The following is a 23,250-nucleotide window of genomic DNA, read 5'->3' as shown; positions in this document are numbered from 1 at the left end:
AGAACCCCCCTGCTTTTTTTACAGGGGGGTTCTACTGTTATAACTTAATGCAGATTTTTCCGAAGTGTGTACCCTTAGCCAAGTATTGCAATGCTTCAACAGATTGTTCAAATGGAAATACAGCGTCAATGATAGGGCGAAGTCCATTTTGTTCAACCGCACGGTTCATCGTCTCAAACATGTCACGGCTTCCGACATTGATGGCTTGAAGGCGTGCTTTTCTCAGAATTGCAGGGATGATTTCAAAGCCCTCGACTTGGAAGCCCGACAGACCGCCTACCAGACTGATCCTTCCACCCACCCGCAGCGCCACGATTGACTTATTTAATGTGGATGATCCACCGAGATCAACAATATGGTCTGCCCCGCGTCCCCCTGTCAGCTCAAGAACAGCCTTATCCCATTCAGGGGTCTTTAAATAATTGATACCGAAATCCGCTCCCAATCCCTTTGCACGCTTAAGCTTCTCATCGCTGCTTGATGTGATGATCACCTGTGCACCGTGAAGCTTGGCAAATTGAAGCGCGAATAGTGAAACTCCACCCGTTCCTTGTATCACTACAGTCTCTCCAGCCTTCACCTTTCCTTCTTCAACAATAGCATGCCAGGCTGTAACACCAGCACAAGGAAGTGTTGCCGCTTCTTCATCAGTTAATAGATCTGGAACACGAACCAATCCCTCCTCGGGAAGCACAACATATTCTGCAAGCAACCCATCAAGCGGACTTCCAAGTGAGCTCACCCAATTTTCTTGTGTAGGTTCTCCCGAAATCCAGCTTTGAGTAAAAATACCGCTTACCCGATCACCAATCTTGAATCTGGACGTATGCTCACCTAAAGCAACAACTTCACCAACACCGTCCGATACCGGAATTAAAGGAGAGTTCAAAATTGGGTTATAAAAACCATCAATGACACCTAAATCTCTAGCGTTAAGGGAAACTGCCCGCATTTTTATACGAACTTCACCAGAACGAGGATTAGGAATTGGATGTTCGGCTACCTTCAGTTGATCGAGCCCAAATTCACTTTCAATTTCGTATACTTTCATGAGCAATCTCTCCTTCTTGAAGTGCATAGACATACAATAATCCATAAATTACACTTAAGTAAGGAGGCACTTTATAGTGTCCAGGGAACCAAAAAGTGCACGGGAGGACTTTATATGAACAATCCATTTTCGACGAATGCCGTAGAGCCTGATATCTCGTTATCGATTTGTGGGTACAGTAAGGTCCTTGATATTATCTCTAATAAATGGACAGCTTTGGTCATCTATGCAATGGAAGATGGAATCATTCGTTACAGTGATATCAGAAGACGAATCGAAGGCATCTCTAAAAAAATGCTAACTCAAACTTTGCGGCAACTGGAACGAGATGGGTTGGTACAACGCGAGATTACACCTTCCGTTCCACCCATCGTAGAGTATTCTCTAACCCCCCTAGGAGTGTCGTTACTTGAGCCTATGAGAGCGTTAAATCAGTGGACGAGTAAAAATTATGTGTGGGTTGAAAAGGCCAGAGCTTCATATGATCAAGTGGATCAAACAGAATAATTTGTGTGGGATAGATCTCTACACTTTAAGGGGGAACCAATGGTTCTCCCTTTTGTGCTGAACAGGGCATTAGCATTCATAGATATAAGATTAGTGAGTTAAATTATGGAGCGGGATTCAGTTCAATGATACAATTATTGTAATTTTATGAAATAGTAATTTTTAACATCTTCAATTAGTCGCTAGAGAGGGGATTAGGATATGGGCCTTGCTGATGATCCAGTCATTGCGATTTCTGGTTTATGGATGAACTACACGGACCGAATGGTGCTAAAGGGCATTGACCTTAAGGTATACAGAGGACAAATTATTGGCTATATCGGCCCTAACGGGGCAGGAAAGAGTACAACTGTTAAGATTATGCTCGGTCTGGTAGAAGGCTATAACGGCAAAGTAGAGATTTTCGGTAGGGATATTGCTGATGGAGATGTTTCTTACAAAAAAAGAATAGGTTATGTGCCGGAGGTAGCCGAATTATATGATAGCCTCACCGCTAGGGAGTATCTAACTTTTGTAGGTGAGTTGTATGGCATGAAGCGTAGTGATGTGGATTACAAGGCTGGAAAATTAATGGCCTTGCTAGGTCTTGAGAAAGCTTATGATTCGCGGATCGCAACCTTCTCCAAAGGGATGAAACAAAAGGTACTGCTGATCTCCAGCATGCTTCATGATCCCGATATTCTGTTCCTAGATGAACCGTTGAGCGGTCTGGATGCCAATAGCGTAATGGTGGTAAAGGAGATTTTTGCATCTTTGGCGGCAAGGGGCAAGACCATTTTCTATTCTTCACACATCATGGATGTAGTTGAGAAGATCAGTAGCCGGATCGTTTTGATCGATGGTGGAGATATCGTGGCGGATGGGAGCTTTGCTGAGCTAAGAGAGAAGGGCCGCGAAGGGTCGCTTGAGGATATTTTTAATCAATTAACTGGATTTGATAAATACCGTGATATTGCTGGGGAATTTGTTGCGGTCATGCAAGAGGTATCTTCTCATGACTGATTTCTATGTGCTGAAGCTTCTGGATAAGCTGCGAGGTGGGTTTAGCCGAATCGGAGTTGATTATGATGTGATGCGGAGTATTCTGCAGGTCAAACTGACGATGGACGGAAGAAGAACACCGACAGTGCTCGCTGGAATGCAGAAGAAGGAGGAGAAGAAAGAGGGCTCGCCGCTGCGGGTGCAATGGATTTATTTACTTTTTGGCGTCATGTTAATTCCTCTTATGATGTTAACGGGGAACTATATGCTGCAGATGAGTCTAGTGTTTGGTGTAGTGATGTTTATGATTACGACCACACTGATCTCTGATTTCTCTTCCGTGATGCTTGATCTTCGGGACAAAAACATACTGGCTTCAAAGCCAGTGAACCGCCGTACCTTGAACATGGCGAAGAGCATCCACATTCTCATTTATTTATTTTCAGTGACGCTGACCTTGACCGGACCTTCGCTGATTTTGTGCCTGTTCAAACAGGGAGTACTATTTTTTCTAATATATGCTGTTGAGATCATTCTGATGGACTGCTTTATTCTCGTCATTACGGCGCTGCTTTATTTACTGATCATGAAGTTTTTCGACGGGGAGAAGCTCAAAGATATTATTAATTATGTACAGATCATTTTGACTATAGGGATTACAGTAGGGTATCAGCTCGTTGTTAGACTGTTCGATATTGCTGAATTGAGCCTCTCTTTTAAGCCGGCATGGTGGCAGTATTTGATTTCTCCGATTTGGTTTGCGGCTCCATTTGAGATGTTGATTGGCGGGGCGAGAGATACACACTTCGTGGTGCTTTCAGTGCTAGCTTTAGTAATTCCGGTTCTGCTGATTGTGGCTTATATTAAGCTGATGCCTTTATTCGAAAAGAGCTTACAGAAGCTTTCAGAGCAAGGGAACGTTGGCAAGAGTAACGCCCGAATGGTGGACTGGTTGTCGAAAGTAACTTGTAAGAACCCGGTAGAGGGCATGTTTTTTCGCTTTAGCTGGTCAATGATGAAGAATGAGCGTGACTTCAAGTTAAAGGTATATCCGGCAATCGGTTATTCCATTGTCTTCCCGTTCATTTTTATATTTGGGATCTTTTGGGATGGGAATGCATCGTCTATCAAGGATTCGAACACATACCTGATGATTTATTTCGGTGCGACGTTACTTCAGACGGTTGTTCTAATGCTAAGGTACTCTGCGGGTTATAAAGGCTCTTGGATTTATAAGCTGATTCCTCTGCCAAACACCGCACCCATCTATCGTGGAATGCTTAAGGCAGCGATAGTTCGCCTGCTATTACCTTTATTCGCTATAGAAGCGATAGTGTATCTTTGGTTGTTTGGGCTGCGGATTGTGCCAGACTTGGTAGTCGTGCTGTTTGCAATGCTGATCTATGCGGTCATTTGTTTCCGTTCTTATCCTCCGGTACTACCTTTCTCAGAACGATATGAGGCAGCTAAACAGAAGGATTACACCGCAAACTCCTTTGGGTTATTATTTTTGCTGATGGGGATGGCAGGTATTCATTATGTCTTCACTTTGTTTCTGGGTGGAGTTTATATCTACCTGTTGGTTTTGGTAGTTTTGAATCTATGGATATGGCGAATTACCTTTCCCAAAAATGTATCATCAACAGGTCGTGGTTCAAGTTTTCCGGGTTGAGTGATTGTGTCAAATATGGACATTTTTCGCGTAATAAAAAAGGGTATAAATTCCAGTATTTACTTAGACAATCTTCTGAATACAGAGTAGAATACATCTAAAGTTTCTTTTTATGGATAACCTATAATCTTTACGCACTCTTCCATATCTGATATTCGTGTACTGATTTTTTACTTGAGAAATACGCTGAGCGATTACGGGATTCAAAACCGGTGAAGAGGTTAACTAATGGATAAAATGGGAATCCACTATAATGTTTGGATTGTTTTACTATCATTTGTGCTAGCGGCGACAGTTACTTATTCTGCACTGAATCTGATTTCGCAAGTTTCACGTTCTACTGGCAAAATCCGACGTCTGTGGTTGATCTCGGGAGCTTGTGTGTTAGGCTGCGGTATTTGGGCAATACATTATGTTGGGATAATGGCGAATCGCTTTCCGGCGGAGGTCAATTATTATCCAGGCAGATCTATAATATCACTATTAGTTGGTGTGTTATTCTGCTATTTGGCATTCCGGATCACTTCTGTTCCTCAGTTAAAGATATGGAATTTAGTAGTAGGCGGTATTCTCTTGGGAAGCGGCTTTTCGGCTATGCATTATATCGGAATGTCTTCTATGAAGATTGCGACGAGGATTCATTATGATATATGGATTCAAGCCGTTGCTGTAATTCTGGTTTTGGTTTCGTCTTATATCGGATTATTGATGTTTCACAAGTTTAAAGAATGCGGAGGGTTTCAGCGATGGAAGCTATACTCGGCGTTGTTTATCGGATTTTCAGTTACCGGATTGCATTACACAAGTGTAAAGGCTTGTCATTTTGAATATAACAACTTACCTGGAAGCAAACCTTTTTTTGTAGAGACTGATGTTATACTGTTAATGGCATTTTCGCTGGCAGCGCTACTTATGCTCGCAGTTTCTGCTGGCGCCGTATTTCTGGATCGCCATGTGCTTGAACGAATGGTTTATCAAGATCCGCTAACAGAGCTGCCGAATCGACATGGACTAGAACGCTATTTTAAAGATGAATTTTTTGAAAGCAGATCTGGTGCTGTTTTTATTGTAGATCTAGATCGCTTTAAGTCGATTAATGATACGCTTGGACATGATATAGGTGATATGCTACTACAGGAGGTCGCTGTTAGATTAATTCGTTCTGTAGGGGATAAAGGAAAGATCTTCCGTTTAGGCGGTGACGAATTCCTGATTGCTCTTCCAGATTGCACGCTGGAGGGTGCGCAGGAAGAAGCAGGGCATATTATGCATGAACTTAAGGAATTCTATCGTATTCAGGGCAATGAGCTATATGTTACTGCAAGTGTTGGAATCAGTATGACTCCTATGCATGGGACTGATCGCTCAGCGCTAATGAAGGCTGCGGATACGGCTCTTTATACCTCTAAGGATTCAGGTAAGAATAAATGCAGTGTGTTCGACCAGGAAGTAAATCGCCATCAGTTGCGGCGGATGTCGCTAGAGAAGGATCTTCGAAAAGCGTTGGCTCGTTCTGAGTTTATGGTTGTGTATCAGCCGAAATGGGATTCATATATGAATGTTACGGTGGGTCTTGAAGCGCTGCTGCGCTGGAGACACCCAGAGCATGGGATCATTTCGCCAGCGGAATTCATTCCTATTGCAGAGGAGACCGGACTGATCGTTCCGATTACCTATTGGATGCTACATGATGTGTGTAGCCAGAACAGGTTCTGGCATAAGGAAGAGATAGCTAACGTACCGGTCTCAATTAATATGTCCGCACGGATGTTTGAGGATGGGAGTCTATACGATGTTGTAGCGGAAGCACTCACATGTGCAGAATTAGAGCCACACTTTCTCGAACTGGAGATTACAGAGTCCATTGCGATGCATAACATGAAAGAGACGGTTGCACAGCTGTCTAGACTTCGATTGCTTGGGGTAAGAGTATCGCTGGATGACTTTGGGACAGGCTTCTCCTCCCTTGGTAATTTGGATGAAATCCCAGTGAACACACTCAAGATTGACCAAGTATTTATTCGTAACAGCAAGATGCACTCCAAGAAAGCTATTATCAGCAATATTATTGCGATTGCGACTCATCTTAATATGGAAGTCGTGGCGGAAGGTGTGGAGACACCAGAGCAAATTGAATTGCTGAAATCACTGGGTTGTAGAGTCATGCAGGGTTATTATTACGGTCGGCCGATGCCTGTACATGAGCTGGGTGAGTGGTTTATAGCGAATACGGCAGCGTCGTGATCTCAATACATAGAAGAGGGGCTAGCGACCAAGCAGAATTTCTCTGCTTGGTCGCTAGCCCCTTTAAGTTTAAGAACTTACATGAATAAGAAGAATTATACTTTGAAACGTTCAATTAGAATCTGTAGCTTCTCAGCTAGCGAGGACAGGAAACCTGCAGCTGACTCCACTTCTTCCATGGCTGCAAGCTGCTCTTGTGAGGAGGCGGATAATGTTTCCGCACCGCTTGCTGTCTGATTAGCGACGTCGACAATATTCTGTAGAGTAGTAACGAGACCATCGGAGATGGAGGCTAGCTCGCGGACTGTTCCGGAAATCTGCTGACTTTGTGAAGCCATCCCAGAGACGGACATCTCAATCTCGGAGAAGGATTGACCTGCCGTTACGATTAATTCCCGGCCTTGATCCATCTCTTCTGTAGAGCGCTTCATGGTTTCTCCTGCTTGGTCCATCTGATTTACGATGATGCTTACGAGTTGTCCGATTTGAGCAGCAGATTGGGCGGATCGCTCGGCAAGCTTGCGTACGGATTGTGCAACTACCGCAAAGCCTCTTCCCTCTTCTCCGGCTCTTGCAGCTTCAATGGCTGCATTCAGCGACAGCAGATTGGTTTCTTCTGCGATGCTCGCAATCGTGCCCACAATATTCTCAATTTCCTTGGAGTAGCCGCCCAAGGTCTCAATAATGACAGCTAAATCAGTGATGCTGTCACTGACGATGCTCATCTGTTGTGTAGTAGAGTCCATTGCTTCTCGACCTGTACGAGCCTTTTCGGCGTTACTGGTAGCATTATTCATTGCGTTATCAGCATTTCCTGCAATCTCTGTAATGAAGTGTGACAAGTCTTGTACAGACTTATATCCACCCTCCAAATTTTGCAATTGTGTATTAGCTCCATCGGCAAGTTCAATCGAAACGTTGACACTGTACTCACCAGCACGGTTAGTTTCCTGTGCACTGGCAGAGAGCTCTTCGGATGAAGACGCCACCTGCATGGAGGTTTCATTAACTTCGGTAATGAGCATGCGCAAGCTCTGCGTCATGCCGTTGAAATTTCGAGCTAGTGTACCAATCTCATCCTTGCTGTTGAATGAAATAGGATCATGAGTAAGATCACCCTGTGCAACAAGATTTACGCCTCTGGATAGCTTCGTTAGTGGACTTACCATTCGGCGGATTAAGAGATATGCTGCCACAATAGCAATAACTAGAATGGAGGTCCCGATAATAAAAGGCTGAACAATGATGTCTCGGGTCCGTTCTTGAATTAATGGGCCATCGAAGTTAATAGCCATTAGAGCGACTATAGGCTTGGACGGATCATGATCCTGATAGATGGGGCCGTAGCCCGTCTTAAGTGAGGTACCTTCGTATGTATAAACCTTGGAGTAAGCGGAATGCTTAGATTTAGTGATCATTTGTTTCTCTTCATCTGAGAAATAAAAAGTGTCGCCTGCTTTATAACCTCTTGCTTTGAAGCTTGAATCTGCGGCGAGGATCTTTCCGTCTAGCGATAAAATGAACGCCTCTTTAAAAATAGCCTTATGTGCCACAATCCAACCGATCCGGTCTTCGACAGCCTCCAATTTGCTTTGATCTCCTGCAATTAACGCGGTAATATCTGATGGGTCAATCAGCCCGGTTGTAATATTGGCGCATCCTACCAATTCGATACCTGCTGCTTCGTCTACTTGCTTATACGCAGTACGGTATCCGAAGAACCCGATGGATGATCCAACAAGAAGTAACACGATGAACATCATCCAAGTTAATTTAGTTGCCAATTTCATTCTTTGCACCAACCTTGACAAAATATGTTTTCGGAGACAATCGCTCTCACTGCTACGATTATAGCGTATCGTTAAGCCTATGACCTTACATAGAATATAGTATTTTTGTGTCGGATATTGTAAATTGATGGAAAAATTATGGAAATAAACGTGATTATGAAATCTTTAGTAGACAAAAGCATTGAATCCTGACCAGTTCTAGTGGTACGCTTGTGTTATTAAAAAACGGATTGGGAGTTGAAACAAGGATGCCACATCAATTAGATCCGTTAATAGAGCGTCTTGGATTATCCATGTGGAGAGTACAGCGTAAGATCATGTCTCAAAGGACTTTGCATAAAGAACTCGGACTTACCGTACCTCAGATGGGTCTGTTAAATATAGTAGCGAAAGAGAAAAAGTCGCGGGTGGTACAACTGGCGGAGTCTATGGAGGTCAAATCAAGTGCCATTACCGTGATGCTCGATCGCCTGGAAGCGCTGGGTTTTATTAAGCGTGAGACGGATGGATCGGACCGGAGAGCGGTTGTGGTGACCATCACCGAGGAAGGTCAGCAAATACTTGAAGAAGGACATTTCCGTTCAAAACAGCTGCTTGCTGAGCATTTATCTATACTGAAGCCGGAAGAGCTGCAAAAGTTTGCGGAGTACTACCGTATGATCGAGGATCAGGAACGGTAAATCTCTAGCTTTAGCTTATAGATACAGAAAGAAGGCCACCTTCTCCGGAGAGAAGGTGGCCTTCTTTGAAATATAATAATGATAAGTTCTAAGGTTTAATTGGTTTGTCTGGCAGCTGCGTAATGTAACTATGGGAAAGCTGTAGAAGTCTCAATGCTCGGTTGTATTCATCCTCAGTAGCAGCCGGTGCTTTTCCATTATAAATAGGGTATTGGGTATTATCTTCAAAGCTGTTACCCGGAATAAGCAGTCCTGAGCTGGAAATGAAAGATCCAGAAGGTAAATAATATCTTTCTGGCAGTAAATTATAAGTCTGACTGAGTAGATCTTGACCGAAAACTAGGTTATTCTCTAATGAAATTCCAAGAAGACCAGCAGCAGTTGGCATAATATCCACTTCGCCACCGACTTGCTCTAAGGTCTGTGGTGCTGTGCTGTCTCCTGCATGAATGAGCAGAGGAATGTTTAACATATCCGCATAGGAATATTCATGACCATAAATTTCAGTCATTAATTGCTTATCATCATGATCGAGAGAATAAATAGGCAGTCCCATATGGTCTCCATAAATCATGATCACGCTGTTATCCCATACGCCATTCGCTTTAAGCTCTTCTACGAAATGTCCGAAGGCATCATCCGCATAGTTCTGGGAACGGATATAGTCACCCACAAAAGTACCTTCGTAACGCTCTGGTAGCTTCATGCGGTATTTTTCCTCAGGAATTGTGAATGGATGATGCGCTGACATCGAAATGATCTGAGCGTAGAAGGGTTGACCCTCGTTGCTCATTTCTTTCAGTTTGTCAGCAGTTTTACTATAGAGCGTATCATCAGAAGCACCGAAGAAGAAAACATCATCTTCACCAAAGAATGAGCGATCATAATAATGATCGAAGCCCAGTGAGTCATACAGCTCACCACGGTTCCAGAACTCTACGACATTGGTGTGGAAGGTTGCGGTCTGATACCCATTGTCTTTAAGCAAGCGTGGCAGACTTGGTAGCACCTTATCTACATAGGACATCGTTGCCGCACCACGCGGAGGGATGTAGGCGGATGTGTTCACTACGAATTCTGCATCTGACGTATTCCCTTGGCCTACCATTTGATAGAAATTAGGGAAGTAAAGACTATCCTTCATTACCTTGTTCAGGTTCGGTGTAATCTCTTGCCCGTCTAGCTCAAGACCCAGCAAGAAGTTCTGGAAGGATTCCAATTGAATGATAATAAGATTTTTGCCTTTAGCCGTGCCATGAAGTGGAGAACTAACCGCAGTATTAATCCCCTTCACTTGGTTGATGGCATCTTGTGTAATGTCACTTGATTGCACAAGCTCTGGTTCTTCTTTTGCAAAGATCGTATAGGCTTCGTAGTTAAGAATACCCATCTCCTGAGCTTTCTTAATTTCGTTCATACTAGCCTTATTAGGCAAAATGTTGAACAAGCATAAACCAAGTGAGACTGCGAATAGAACACTATATTTTATTTTTCCGTTACGACGGTTGATATTCTCTTTTTTATAGACACGGCCTTTCTTATTAAAGAAGAAATAGCCTCCTAGGACAATTATATCTGTAAAGATTAACAGGTAGTAAGGATCCATCAGTGAGAATACGCTGTTGCTGACGGCTGTGACTTGATTCACCTGTTCCGCGGCATGGTAAGTTACAATGACACCATAATATTTAAAATACATAATGGCTGCGAAAAAGATGGCTGTTACTAATAAATTGACTGTCATGTAATATCCAAGCTTTCGTTTGGAGGCGAACCGCTCAATAATACAGAAGAGCGCCCAGGCAAAAGGGATTTCTGTCAGTAATGATTTCCAAGGCAGCACATCATCAAAAATGACGCCCCAAGCCAGAAATGCTTTTAGGATAAAAAGTATTGTGAAAAACACAAAAGGTTTAATAATCCAACGTTTAATATTAAAGGATGACACAGCTTCCCCCTCTTTCTACATGATAAAACGCCATTTCTCAAACAGGACGAAACAGCACCAAGACAAAATGACTCCATAGTAATAAAATTTATTATGCAGGGCTAGCAGAAGAAAGTCAAAAACCGAAAGCGTAAGTATAAGCTTTGTGGAGTGCGTAAAGTTAAACACGCATGGGTGAAAGATAATGTTTATGCTATCCCATGGGGTTATACAGCGATTAAAGGACCGAAATAGACATTGGGAACAAAAAGGATATATGGCTAATTAAGGGAGGTGAGAATAGTTGGATCATACTGTAACCCTATCCGTTAGAACTCTCGTCGAGTATGTTTTTCGCAGCGGTAGTATTGAGCCTGGATTTCATGGTACTTCCTCTATGGTTGAAGGAACACGAATTCATCAGAAAATCCAAAAGCAATATAAGGAAGGTGACCGCAAGGAAGTCTATCTGAAAACAGAGATCCCTTATGGTAGCTTACTCTATATTGTAGATGGGCGCTGTGATGGACTGCTTGTTTCGGAGGATGGGAGCCTAACGGTCGAAGAAATCAAATCAACCTCCGGACTGCTGGACATGCTGGAAGAGGGACATGAGGTTCATTGGGCTCAGGCGCTGATGTACGCATATATGGTATCGCTGGAGCAGGAGCTTTCTTCTATTCAAGTAAAGCTTACCTATGTCCACCGGGCTACTGATGAGCAAAAAAGCTTGTACCGAACGTTGTCTTTAGATGAACTGATCTCATTTGCTAATGATACCATAGCCAGATATGCTCCGTACGCTGAGATGATGGTTCGTCATGATGCTAAGAAAGAGCAGAGCCTTCGAGAGTTACAATTCCCGTTTCCTTCTTATCGAAAGGGACAACGGCATTTTGCCGGAGCGGTGTACAAATCCATCGTAGAAAAGGTCAGTCTGTTCGCTCAGGCGCCCACAGGTATTGGGAAAACAATGTCAACGCTGTTCCCGGTCCTTAAAGCAATGGGCGAAGGACAAGCTAAAGGATTGTTCTATTTAACGGCTAAGACGGTTACCCGTTTTGCCGCACAAGAAGCAATCTCGCTACTGCTGACGCAGGGACTCCAGCTGCATGTCATCACACTTACTGCTAAAGAGAAGACCTGTTTTCATGATGAAGGGATTTGCGGTAAGGATTCCTGTCCCTATGCGGAAGGCTATTATGATCGGATTAATGATGCGGTAATGGATCTGTTAGAGCATGAAACGCTGGTGAGCAGAGACACCCTAGCACTGTATGCTCACAAACATAAAGTGTGCCCGTTTGAGTTCTCGCTGGATGCAGCCTATGCCTGTGATGCGGTGATCTGCGATTACAATTATATATATGATCCCCGGATCAGCCTGAAACGGCTAACAGAGGAGAGAAAGAGAGAAACGGTGCTTCTGGTAGATGAAGCACATAATCTGGTAGACCGGGGACGAGAGATGTTCTCTGCCTCTTTGCTGAAGGCCCCCTTTCTAGAAATCCAGCGTCAGTACAAGGAATTAAACCGTAATTTGAGTGCTGCAGCTAAATCGGTGAATGCTTTTTTTATCTCCCTTCGCAAAATTTGTAATGAAGAGGGGCAAGGGCAGTGGGCTTCGTTCCCGGAGGAGCTGCCAGCCTTGCTTGAGATATTTTCTTTGGAGGCGGAACAGGAACTTATTCACCCGAGCGCCAGCATTGTTCCTCAGAATGGAGAAGGAGAGAATGTTCTCCTGGATACCTATTTTGCAGTTCAGGGGATGCTTCGCACCTTTAAGACCTATGATGAACGCTACATAACTTATGCTGAGGTTCGGCGCGGCGATGTGTACTTGAAGTTATTTAATTTGGATCCATCGCATTTGCTCCGACAAATGTCCAAGAGCTTTCGAAGTCAGATTCTGTTCTCTGCTACGCTTTCTCCATTATCGTATTATCGGGATATGATTGGTGCGGTGGAGGAAGATTACAGTTTAACGGTCTCATCTCCTTTTCAGAAGGAGCAATGGGAAGTGACCGTGCTGCCTGTCTCCACACGTTATCATGACCGGGAAGCTTCCCTCATCCCGTTAACTCAGGCATTGAATCAAATGGTTTCAAAGAAGGGCAATTATCTGGTGTTTTTTCCTTCATATCTCTATTTACAAAACGTATATCAGGCCTTTACGGAGAATTACCCCGAAGTACGGACTTTGATGCAGGATACAGGCATGAGTGAGCAGGCTAGAGAAAGTTTTTTAGCAGCATTTAGTCCAGATAATGACGAGACGCTGTTAGGGTTTGCTGTACTCGGAGGGATCTTTTCGGAAGGTGTAGATCTGCCAGGAGACCGTCTCAACGGGGTAATGGTTGTTGGAGTTGGCCTACCACAGCTTGGTCTTGAGCGTAATCTGCTGCGTCAGTATTTTAATGCCAGAGGTAAAAATGGCTTTGATTATGCTTATGTCTACCCAGGCATGTGCAAGGTATTGCAAGCTGGAGGCAGACTGATTCGAAGTGAGACAGATACAGGCATTATTGTGCTTGCGGATGATCGCTTTTTGCAGAGTCCTTACATGCATTTGCTTCCCGAAGAATGGAGAGATTATCTTATCCGCTCATAAGAGGGTATAATCTATGAAAAGGTATTCATAATCAATCGGCAGGAGGAAAAAGAATGACATTAAAAGTGGGTATTGTGGGTACGGGTTGGTTCTCTAAGGTACATGCTGATTTACTAGCAGAGATGGATAATGTCCGTTTGCAGGCGGTCTGCGGAAGCAGTAAGGCTAAAGGCGAAGATATGGCACGTCCATACGATGCTGCTGGATATGGTGATATTACGGAAATGCTGGATGCTGAGAAGCTCGATGCTGTTTATATTTGTGTGCCTCCACAATCTCATGGTGCGATTGAACGATCATTAATCAAGAGGGATATTCCCTTTTTTATAGAAAAACCGCTTAGTATGACTACTGAAATTCCCGCAAGCCTACTTCAGGATATCAAAGAACATAATTTGTTAACCTCGGTAGGATATCATTTCCGCTATCAGGAGAACATTAAACGTCTGAAAGAAACTTTGCGTGGTGACAAAGTCGGTATGATTATGGGGCAATGGATGGGCGGCATGCCAGGCGTAGCTTGGTGGCGTGATCAGAAGCAATCCGGAGGACAATTCACAGAGCAGACTACACATATCGTTGATTTGGTGCGCTATCTAGCCGGAGAAGTAAAGGAAGTTTACGGCATGTTCGGAAACCGGATTATGCATGAGCAGCATGAAGGTGTGAGCGTGGCAGATGTAGGCACCGTATCCCTGAAGCTTGAAAATGGAATTATTGCTAATATTTCAAATACATGCGTTTTACCTGATGAGGTGGGAAGTGTAGGTCTTAGCTTCTATAATGATCGGGGACTTTTGGACTGGAACCCGGATCGTCTCTTGGAAGTGCGAAGTGGCGATAGCACCGAATTTGCGAATACAGGAAACCCATATTTAGTAGAAAGTGAAGCCTTCATACATGCTGTACGGACGGGGGATCGCTCGCGCATTTTATGCGATTATGAGGATGGGTACAAAACTCTTAAAGTCACCTGTGCGGCCTACGATTCAGCGCAAAGCGGATTGCCTGTTAAGTTCTAAGGTTCAATTCATAGAAAAAGGACATGCTACTTTAGATGTACTAAAGAGACATGCCCTTGGCCCAAGCTGGGTTAGCCTAGTGGAGGAATATCGCGAGCAAAGCTGGCGCCACACCTATAGATAACAGCGCGGACAGAATCATCGCAATACTGGAGATGGTTCCGGTCAGTGAACTAAGCTCGAAGGCTTTGGATGTTCCTGTACCATGTGCAGCGGTTCCCAGCGATACACCGCGCGCAATTTCATTCTCAATGCGGAAGATGCGAAGTACAGTAGGTCCCATCATTGTACCAAGTATCCCGGTAATAATGACGAAGACTGCCGTAATACTCGGTACACCGCCGATACTTTGCGAGATGCTCATAGCGATCGGTGTAGTTACCGAACGCGGGACCAGACTAGCTGCCAGATCGCCGCTAACATGCAGCCATTTGGCGAGAAGTATGGAAGAGATCACCGCAACTATCGTCCCTGATAGCACGCCTGCCGCAATTTCGGCGGCGTGCTTTTTGAGTACCTTGAAGTTCTTATGCAAAGGGATGGCAAAGGCCATGGTTGCTGGTTGCAGCAAATCCGTCAGCCATTTTCCTCCCGCATTGTATGAGTCATAAGTAATGCCTGTTATAAGCAGAAAGATGATCATAATCACTGGTGTGATGATTAATGGAGAGGTGTAGACTTTACCAGTAGAAGCATAGATACGTTTCGCAAGTAAATACACCGCGACCGTGAGAGCAAAGAATAACAGAGCGTTTAACATGATCCTTTCCGCTCCTTCGCTTTATAAATTCTACTGGTAAGTAATCCGGAACTAGCCATCACAACAAATGTGCCTAAGACGACAACGGCAAGAATGCGTAATCCATCCGTTTCCAGAATATTAGCGTATTTCATTACACCTATAGCAGATGGAATGAAGAACAGCAGGAGCTCGGCGAGTAGCCAAGAAGCACCAACTTCTACCCAATTCAGACGAATGACACCGAACTCAAGCAGGAGAAACAATATAATCATTCCGAGTATGCTTCCGGGAATAGGGATATGCAATAATGGGGTCACAGCATTGATAAGTAAAGAGAATAACATAAGTCCCGCTACCTGCAGCAAGCCTATAACAATCTTTTTCATAAGGCTTCGCTCCTTTCATGATAATGAAAGTTTACATCAATTGTTTTCATAGGTAAAATGAATAGATCGAATAAATGACATTCCTTTTGTCTATGGATTAGGGGGCGCATAAATGGATATCCGACAATTAGAATATTTCGTTCAAGCGGCACGAATGAAAAGCTTTACCAGAGCTGCTGAATCATTATATATAACACAGCCCACGATCAGTAAAATGATTCGGAATATGGAGGTCGAACTGGAGGCGGACTTGTTCTACCGTGAAGGGAAGAGTGTAAGGCTTACAGACGCAGGGGAAATTTTGTTCACCAAAGCGCAAAATATCGTGGAGTCTTTCGCTAGCTTGTCTTCCGAACTGGATAACTTACGAAATCTGGAGCAGGGCCACATCCGCATCGGCCTGCCTCCAATGGTAGGAGCGAGCTTTTTTCCTTCGGTGATTGGTCAATTTCATAAACGTTATCCGCAGGTTACGATTCGTCTCCATGAGGATGGGGCCAAAAAAGTGGAGGAAGATGTAGAAACGGGACTGCTGGACATTGGAATGGTCGTATTGCCTGTAGATACAGCCAAACTTCATTGTTTTACCTTTGTTGAAGAGAAGTTGAATCTTATTTTGCCTATGGGGCATCGGCTGGCCGAGGCAGAGTTAGTTCCACTAAGTGAACTGGCTGAAGAGGAGTTCGTGTTATTCCGGGAGGATTTCACGCTGCACGATCGGATTATTACGGAATGTGTAAAAGCTGGATTTCAGCCGAAGGTTATATATGAGAGTTCACAATGGGACTTGATCAGCAAGATGGTAGCTGCGGGAATGGGGATCGCATTATTGCCGGAAACCATTTGCCGTGACATGGATCGCTCGCGATTGGTAGTCATTCCTTTGACAGATCCGGTGATTCCTTGGCAGATCGCTATGGCATGGCGTAGAGACCGTTATTTATCTTTTGCAGCACGTGAATGGATTTCTTTTGCAAAGGGACTATTGAGAACAGTACCCAAATGAGCTTCCCCACAAGCCTATAGAACCCGAATAAATAGCTATTTTATTTTTTGTGGATGTTCTGCAAATTTTTCTTTTTTTTTGAAAATATGTTTTTTGGTATCATGGATTATGATAGGAAGAGATGTTGATAGAGAGAAGGAGAGAGTTGTGACACTATATCAAGGTTCTTCCGAGAAAGCTTATAGAAGAGACTACAGAGAAGATGAGCTGTTTGTGACTATAGAGAGCCTTAGATGCGAATTGCTGGAAGTCGCGGAGCAACGAAGTCTTAGTGACCATGCTGTCCTAGAGCTAAGCGAGCGATTGGACGGTTATATTTTGCTGGCACAACATAAGATGATGGAGAACTTGCGCAGTCGCAAGGCAAGTGCAACAGCTTACTGCTGAAGCTCAAAAGCCGCTATTACAATAAATTAAACTCGATACATCCATAGAATTACACTATTACAAAGATCCAACCGATAAAGAGGAGAGAAATACGCTCCTCTTTTTGTCGTACAATCTATAAGTTGTACAATCCATAACTTTCACCTATAATGTCAATTAATAGGATCTTTTCAAGTCAAACTTTGGGGGTGCCGAGTGGAGGGAAAGTTAACAACTATACGCTCAGAAATTGAGAAAAATCTGTCCCGCTCCGGCCATAATCTCGCCTCATTTTCAAAAATATGTGGCCTGAATCGTGGAAGTCTCAGTGCAATTTTGCACGGGAATCCGCCGAAGCCTATGTCCCTGGGACAAATAGATGCAATCATTAAAGCCTTTGGATTTCCTGACGGTTGGTTGTATCCTTTATATATTGATGAATGCTTTAATGAGGAGAAGGTCTCACGCCGCAGGGTGGAGCCTTTTTTAATACGTTGCGCTGAACTAGGTAAGCAGCAATGCATTGATGAAACATTAAGCAAGTTATTGGAATATCCTAAATCGCTAGATATCGTTTATTCGATAGCCGAAAAATTGTTTAATAAAGGTAAAATAGATGAATCCATGTTTTTCTATAAGGTTGTAGCAGAAAATGAATCTGATAGTTACTCTGAACGCCTTGCAATCAGTCATTTTCGTATTTTTATGTCAGTTAAGGCAATTGTCGATACAGATGAGAAGTTACGCGGAGTAATTACTTTCGGGCCTTTTAGAGGCCGTCTGCCAGAAAACATGCAATTAGATGGACTGTTAAGGCTGACACAATTATGTTTCGATCTACGCAGATGGAAGCAGATGGAAGGATTTGCGGATGAGCTGAGAGCCTTGGCCAATGCTGTTTATCGCGGACAACTTCGAACAAAGGAAGACAGACGTCGCGAAGAACTTAGTACTGAGCGTCCCCTCGTTGTGTATTATGGTCATGGATATCTACTCAAAGCGATTTCACTAACCAAGCAAGGTCAATATGAAGAGGCTAAGAAGTATACAGCAGGTTATGCGGAACTTGGCTGGTTCGAAATGCTGGATGAGAAAGGTCTAGAAGCTGTAGAGCATTTTCGGTTATTTGCAAAAGCGAATAGCTTTACACTGGAGATGCTGGTGGGTAATGTAAATGTTTTGCCTTCATATACTGCTTTTTTAGCAGATAATCCGGGTGAGATACTTGCAGGACTTATTACTATTATGGATTCTGCCAATCGTTACGGCTTCTCTGCTGAAAGTGTGCTCACACGGTTCTCACGGGAGATGCAGAGGTTTGAGCAATACCAGGAACCGAATAATGTAGATCGCTTGTATCGATTGTACTATCAAGTGGCCATGTATCGTATAAACCTTAAACAATATAATATAGGTGTGGATTATATTATTCAGTGTTTGGAGTTGGCCATAAGACAGAACAACGGAAAAGACTTTATTAATTGTGTTACTTTGTTTGAGACGAACAGAGATTATGCCACTGTTACTCAACAGGATAGATATAGAGAATTAGTAAAGGGGGTGAGAAAAAATGAAAAAATCACTATTGATGATGGTCAGCGTGTTAGCATTGTTTAGCTTCATTATTATTGGACCAGTTGGCTCTGGAAACAGCGGAGGTATCACCACTTACGAGCACGGAGCACTGTACTAGGATTAAATCAATCTATTCAGTATTCTTATAATACAGAGTAATACATATACGAAATTGGACTCCCTTGCCATTGTGCTGGGGAGTTTTCTTTTTCGTAATAATTGATACCGTATTCAAAATTTGACAAAGCGTTGCACCGAAAATATAATTAGGTAGCCTAAATAATACAGTGTTTAATAATTAGCTGACCTAACTAAATTAGAGGTGAAAGAAATTGGGATAAACGGAGGAAATACAGAAAATACTGAAAATTCAGTCGCACACGAGCTTTTTGCGGCGATGAAACGGCTGCATAAGGGCCAATGGCAAAAGGGTGTTGAAGGCCATAAGCCGAGTGAGATGACTTTAATGATATGCATTGAAAAATGGAATCATTCTGATGATGAGGGTCTAAAGATATCTGAAATCAGCCGACTTCTCGGATTCACACCTCCAACTATTACGCAGTTGATTAATAGTCTTGAGGCGAAACAGATGGTGGAAAGACACGCAGATCCTTCGGACCGAAGAGTCGTACGCGTGAAATTGACGGAGAGTGGAAAAAAACTCACACGAAGAGCAGAGCAATACAGAGACGCAATGCTGGATGAGCTCGTACGTTACTTAGGTGAAAAAGAGACTAAGCAGCTCACAGAACTGTTGCTGAAAGTACATGCATTCGTTGAGGATAATCCACCACCTAATTGGGATAGGCTACAAATGAACGGAGATGAGAAGCTTGATTAAATTATTTAAACAACTGAAGCCATTTCGAGTAGCTATTGGTGCTGTATTAATTCTTGTGTTCTTGCAGTCCATGGGCGACTTATACCTCCCTACGCTGATGTCCGACATCGTCGATAAGGGTATTGTTCAGGGAGATCGTACTTATATTTGGAAAATAGGTAGCTTCATGCTTTTAGTTGCAGGGGGCGGGGCCTTATGTTCAGTCATTGCCAGCTATTTATCAGCAAAAGTGGCAGCAGGGTTCGGTAAACTTACCCGTGCTCGTGTGTTTAACCACGTAGAGAATTTCACGCTGCATGAATTCGATAAGCTCGGTACCGCATCTTTAATTACCCGTACAACGAATGATATTACGCAGGTACAGACTGTACTTACTATGATGCTGCGTATGATGATCGGTGCACCGATGATGATGATTGGTGGTATCATCATGGCGGTATCTGAAGATGCGAAATTATCATTGATCTTTGTAGTAGTTATTCCGGTACTCGTTGGTGCAATTTTCTTTATCGGGATGAAGGGATTACCACTGTTTAAAGCGATACAGATCAAGCTGGATAAATTAAATCTGGTTCTACGTGAACATTTGACGGGTATCCGTGTTATCCGTTCATTTAACCGGATTGATCATGAGAATAAACGCTTCTCCGAGGCTAACCGTGATCTGACAGACACGGCGATCAAAGTAAATAAAATCATGGCCGGTTTGATGCCGCTTATGATGATTGTTATGAACTTTTCCATGATCGCAATTCTTTACTTTGGTGGGATTCGAATTGGCGATGGCGATTTGCAAGTCGGCTCACTGATGGCATTTATTCAATATGCAATGCAAATCATGTTCTCCCTGATTATGGTGTCGATGATGTTCGTGCTGATTCCTCGTGCTTCAGCTTCAGCCTTGCGTATCAATGAAGTACTTGATATGCGGCCGGAGTTCACAGATCCATCAGAGAGTGAATTACAAACAACGGCTCAAGCAACTAAAAAAGACGGCCGTGATCATATGCGTGGTTTTGTTGAATTCGATAATGTCTCCTTTTCTTATCCTGGCGCGGAACAACCTGCACTTTCGAAAATTAGCTTCAGTGCTCGCCCAGGTGAAGTTACTGCGATTATCGGGGGTACTGGTTCAGGTAAATCTACGCTGCTTAGCTTGATTCCAAGGTTCTATGATGTTAACGAAGGTGCTGTACGTGTTAACGGAGTAGATGTGCGTGAGATGACTCAGGAAGAGCTACGGAGCAAAATTGGTTACATCCCTCAAAAAGCGGTATTGTTCTCAGGTACGATTAACGAAAACATTCGCTACGGTAAAGAGGATGCTACCGATGAAGAAATCATTCATGCAGCCAAGGTAGCTCAGGCCTACGATTTCGTGTCAGCAATGAAAGATGGATTTGATTCGGAAATTGCTCAAGGCGGTAGTAATGTCTCTGGTGGTCAGAAACAGCGGCTGTCCATTGCACGTGCGCTTGTGAGAAAACCTCAAGTTTATCTGTTCGACGACAGCTTCTCTGCACTTGATTTCAAAACAGATGCTAAGCTTCGTGCGGCACTCAAAGATGAAACCACGGAATCCACTGTTCTAATCGTAGCTCAACGGGTTAGTACCGTTATGGATGCCGACCGGATTATTGTTATTGATGAGGGTGAAATCGCCGGAATGGGCACTCACCGTGAACTGCTCGCGAGCAGTGATGTGTACCGCGAGATCGTATCCTCGCAGCTGTCAGAGGAGGAAATAGCATGAGCGAACAAAACAATAAACCTGCTGCTCCGCGCGCCCATAAAGGTCCTGGACCTGGTGGCGGCCCTGGCATGCGGATGCCTGCAGAAAAGGCTAAAGACTTCAAGGGTACACTTCGTCGTCTGATTAAGTATTTAAGACCTCGTATGGTTCAATTGATTATCGTTCTTGTAATGGCAATTGCCAGTACTGTATTCAGTATCTTCAGTCCTAAGGTTATGGGTAAAGCAACAACTAAACTATTCGAAGGTGCTTACGGTAAATTAATGGGTGTTGAGGGAGCTTCCATTGATTTTGGATACATTAATGATATCCTGATCATACTTGCGGGACTGTATTTGCTTAGTGCTCTATTTAGCTATATTCAGCAGTACGTAATGGCTGGCGTAGCTCAGAAGGTCGTCTACGACATGCGTGAGCAGATCAACAGCAAGCTGGAACGTTTGCCTTTGAAATATTTTGATTCCCGTACCCATGGGGAAATTCTAAGCCGTGCTACGAATGATGTGGATAACATCAGTACTACACTGCAGCAGAGCTTAACTCAATTGATTACTTCTATTGTCACCATTATCGGTGTCATCGTAATGATGCTTACCATCAGCCCATGGCTGACGTTGATTACAATTGTTACATTGCCACTCAGCTTCGTTGTGATTATGGCTATCTCCAAGCGCTCGCAGACTTATTTTGTCGGACAGCAGAAGTCACTCGGTCAGTTGAACGGTCATGTAGAAGAAATGTATACAGGTCACCGGATTATTAAAGCTTTTGGTCGTGAACCTCAGTCCCTTAAGGATTTCGATGAAATTAACGATAAGCTTTACGACTCTGGCTGGCGTGCCCAATTCATGTCCGGTATGATTATGCCGCTCATGATGTTTATCGGTAACTTGGGTTATGTAATGATTTGTGTAGTCGGCGGTATCTTTGTTACTAAAAAAATGATCGATGTTGGGGATATTCAAGCTTTTATTCAGTATTCCCGTCAGTTCACCCAGCCGATTGCACAAACGGCTAATATTGCGAATATTATTCAATCCACTATTGCTTCCGCAGAACGTGTATTTGAACTTCTGGATGAAGAAGAGGAAGTTAAGGAAGTTAATACTACACTTGCGAAGCTTGATGAAGGTACTCCGGAAGGTTCCGTTGAGTTCCGCCATGTGAAATTCGGATATAAAGAAGATGCGATTCTGATTGAGGACATGAATATTGAGGTTAGTCCAGGTCAGACCATAGCGATTGTCGGTCCTACTGGTGCTGGTAAAACCACTCTGATTAACCTGTTGATGCGCTTCTACGAGCTTAATGATGGGGAAATTATCATTGATGGCGTCAATATTACCAATATGAGACGGAGTGACCTGCGCAGCAAATTTGGTATGGTGCTTCAGGATACTTGGCTGTTCAATGGTACGATCCGCGATAACATTGCTTATGGACGTGAAGGTGCCTCAGAAGCTGATGTGGTGCGTGCTGCCAAGGCTGCTCATGCCGATCACTTTATCCGCACACTTCCGCTTGGCTATGATACGGTGTTAAATGAAGAGGCTTCTAATATCTCTCAAGGACAGAAGCAGCTGATTACGATTGCGCGTGCGATTCTGGCTGATCCATCGATCCTCATTCTTGATGAAGCAACAAGCAGTGTCGATACACGGACAGAATTGTTGATTCAAAAAGCAATGAAAGCATTGATGCAAAACAGAACCAGCTTCGTAATTGCTCACCGTCTTTCGACGATTCGAGATGCCGACCTTATCCTTGTTATGAATCAAGGTAGTGTAATCGAGAAGGGCAATCACGAGGAACTGCTTGCACAAGGCGGATTCTATGCTGATCTTTACAACAGTCAGTTCTCCGAAGGAGATTTGGACGCAGGCTAAGATGAAGTGAAAGAAAAAGTATAGCAAACCATAAACCCCTCTGTTCACATGTTGCTGATTTTATATGTGAAGAGAGGGGTATTTTATATGTGATGAGGTGTTTTGATTTTTCAAAAAAATAAAAAAAGTTTGATTAAAAATTAAAGCATATATATGATAGAATTAAAAAATGACCCGCGGCTCATTTTTAAGGCGGGAAGGTAAAGG

Annotated in this window: 18 protein-coding genes; 13 read left to right on the top strand and 5 right to left on the bottom strand. The window is 43.5% G+C overall.

Annotated elements, in window-relative coordinates:
* Positions 1-37 precede the first annotated feature (37 nt).
* Positions 38-1,051 (bottom strand): NAD(P)-dependent alcohol dehydrogenase, encoded by a 1,014-nt coding sequence (locus NSS87_RS29315; protein WP_339243862.1) that lies wholly within the window; start codon positions 1,049-1,051, stop codon positions 38-40.
* Between the two features lie 114 nt (positions 1,052-1,165).
* Between NSS87_RS29315 and NSS87_RS29310 the strand changes: the two genes are divergently transcribed.
* The 4 genes from NSS87_RS29310 (at position 1,166) to NSS87_RS29295 (ending at position 6,455) form a co-directional block, all read left to right on the top strand.
* On the top strand, positions 1,166-1,558 hold the full coding sequence (locus NSS87_RS29310; RefSeq protein WP_042192606.1) for a helix-turn-helix domain-containing protein: 393 nt from the start codon (positions 1,166-1,168) through the stop codon (positions 1,556-1,558).
* A 201-nt stretch (positions 1,559-1,759) separates the two neighbouring features.
* The gene (locus NSS87_RS29305) at positions 1,760-2,560 is read left to right on the top strand and encodes an ABC transporter ATP-binding protein (protein ID WP_339243859.1); all 801 of its coding nucleotides are present in this window, start codon (positions 1,760-1,762) and stop codon (positions 2,558-2,560) included.
* Positions 2,553-4,211, top strand: coding sequence for a hypothetical protein (locus NSS87_RS29300; RefSeq protein WP_339243857.1), 1,659 nt, complete (start codon positions 2,553-2,555; stop codon positions 4,209-4,211). The genes NSS87_RS29305 and NSS87_RS29300 overlap by 8 nt, the downstream gene beginning before the upstream one ends.
* 228 nt (positions 4,212-4,439) lie before the next feature.
* The gene (locus NSS87_RS29295) at positions 4,440-6,455 is read left to right on the top strand and encodes an EAL domain-containing protein (RefSeq protein ID WP_339243855.1); all 2,016 of its coding nucleotides are present in this window, start codon (positions 4,440-4,442) and stop codon (positions 6,453-6,455) included.
* 95 nt (positions 6,456-6,550) lie between these two features.
* Here NSS87_RS29295 and NSS87_RS29290 read toward each other — a convergent pair whose 3' ends face one another.
* A complete protein-coding gene (locus tag NSS87_RS29290; protein ID WP_042192597.1) occupies positions 6,551-8,245 on the bottom strand; it encodes a methyl-accepting chemotaxis protein in 1,695 nt (564 codons plus the stop codon).
* A gap of 248 nt (positions 8,246-8,493) precedes the next feature.
* Between NSS87_RS29290 and NSS87_RS29285 the strand changes: the two genes are divergently transcribed.
* A complete protein-coding gene (locus NSS87_RS29285) occupies positions 8,494-8,925 on the top strand; it encodes a MarR family transcriptional regulator (protein WP_052404451.1) in 432 nt (143 codons plus the stop codon).
* 88 nt (positions 8,926-9,013) lie between these two features.
* Here the strand turns inward: NSS87_RS29285 and NSS87_RS29280 are convergent, their stop codons facing one another.
* Positions 9,014-10,873, bottom strand: a complete 1,860-nt coding sequence (locus NSS87_RS29280) for an LTA synthase family protein (RefSeq protein ID WP_042192594.1) — start codon at positions 10,871-10,873, stop codon at positions 9,014-9,016.
* Positions 10,874-11,156: 283 nt separating this feature from the next.
* Between NSS87_RS29280 and NSS87_RS29275 the strand changes: the two genes are divergently transcribed.
* Together NSS87_RS29275 and NSS87_RS29270 are read left to right on the top strand one after the other, a co-directional pair.
* A complete protein-coding gene (locus tag NSS87_RS29275; protein WP_339243852.1) occupies positions 11,157-13,463 on the top strand; it encodes a helicase C-terminal domain-containing protein in 2,307 nt (768 codons plus the stop codon).
* Positions 13,464-13,516: 53 nt separating this feature from the next.
* The gene (locus tag NSS87_RS29270) at positions 13,517-14,485 is read left to right on the top strand and encodes a Gfo/Idh/MocA family oxidoreductase (RefSeq protein ID WP_339243850.1); all 969 of its coding nucleotides are present in this window, start codon (positions 13,517-13,519) and stop codon (positions 14,483-14,485) included.
* A gap of 76 nt (positions 14,486-14,561) precedes the next feature.
* Here NSS87_RS29270 and NSS87_RS29265 read toward each other — a convergent pair whose 3' ends face one another.
* Positions 14,562-15,245, bottom strand: coding sequence for a CidB/LrgB family autolysis modulator (locus NSS87_RS29265; protein WP_339243848.1), 684 nt, complete (start codon positions 15,243-15,245; stop codon positions 14,562-14,564).
* Entirely contained in the window at positions 15,239-15,613 is a 375-nt protein-coding gene (locus NSS87_RS29260; RefSeq protein WP_076285612.1) for a CidA/LrgA family holin-like protein, read from the bottom strand. Before NSS87_RS29260 ends, NSS87_RS29265 begins: the two co-directional genes overlap by 7 nt.
* A 112-nt stretch (positions 15,614-15,725) precedes the next feature.
* Here NSS87_RS29260 and NSS87_RS29255 point away from each other — a divergent pair, with 112 nt between their 5' ends.
* The 6 genes from NSS87_RS29255 (at position 15,726) to NSS87_RS29230 (ending at position 23,043) form a co-directional block, all read left to right on the top strand.
* Positions 15,726-16,619 (top strand): LysR family transcriptional regulator, encoded by an 894-nt coding sequence (locus NSS87_RS29255; RefSeq protein ID WP_339243845.1) that lies wholly within the window; start codon positions 15,726-15,728, stop codon positions 16,617-16,619.
* Between the two features lie 147 nt (positions 16,620-16,766).
* The gene (locus tag NSS87_RS29250) at positions 16,767-17,006 is read left to right on the top strand and encodes an aspartyl-phosphate phosphatase Spo0E family protein (protein ID WP_042192581.1); all 240 of its coding nucleotides are present in this window, start codon (positions 16,767-16,769) and stop codon (positions 17,004-17,006) included.
* Between the two features lie 195 nt (positions 17,007-17,201).
* The gene (locus tag NSS87_RS29245) at positions 17,202-18,602 is read left to right on the top strand and encodes a DNA-binding protein (protein ID WP_339243844.1); all 1,401 of its coding nucleotides are present in this window, start codon (positions 17,202-17,204) and stop codon (positions 18,600-18,602) included.
* Positions 18,603-18,957: 355 nt separating this feature from the next.
* Positions 18,958-19,404: a MarR family transcriptional regulator gene (locus NSS87_RS29240; protein WP_076298122.1), complete on the top strand. Its 447-nt coding sequence runs from the start codon at positions 18,958-18,960 to the stop codon at positions 19,402-19,404.
* Positions 19,397-21,157, top strand: coding sequence for an ABC transporter ATP-binding protein (locus NSS87_RS29235; RefSeq protein WP_042192573.1), 1,761 nt, complete (start codon positions 19,397-19,399; stop codon positions 21,155-21,157). Before NSS87_RS29240 ends, NSS87_RS29235 begins: the two co-directional genes overlap by 8 nt.
* Positions 21,154-23,043: an ABC transporter ATP-binding protein gene (locus NSS87_RS29230; protein ID WP_042192571.1), complete on the top strand. Its 1,890-nt coding sequence runs from the start codon at positions 21,154-21,156 to the stop codon at positions 23,041-23,043. Before NSS87_RS29235 ends, NSS87_RS29230 begins: the two co-directional genes overlap by 4 nt.
* Positions 23,044-23,250 lie beyond the last annotated feature (207 nt).

This window comes from Paenibacillus sp. FSL F4-0243, from assembly GCF_037963295.1.
In the GTDB taxonomy this organism is placed as follows: Bacteria; Bacillota; Bacilli; order Paenibacillales; family Paenibacillaceae; genus Paenibacillus_AQ.
Note: the sequence above shows the minus strand (reverse complement) of the source record. Positions and strands in the feature narration are given on the sequence as shown.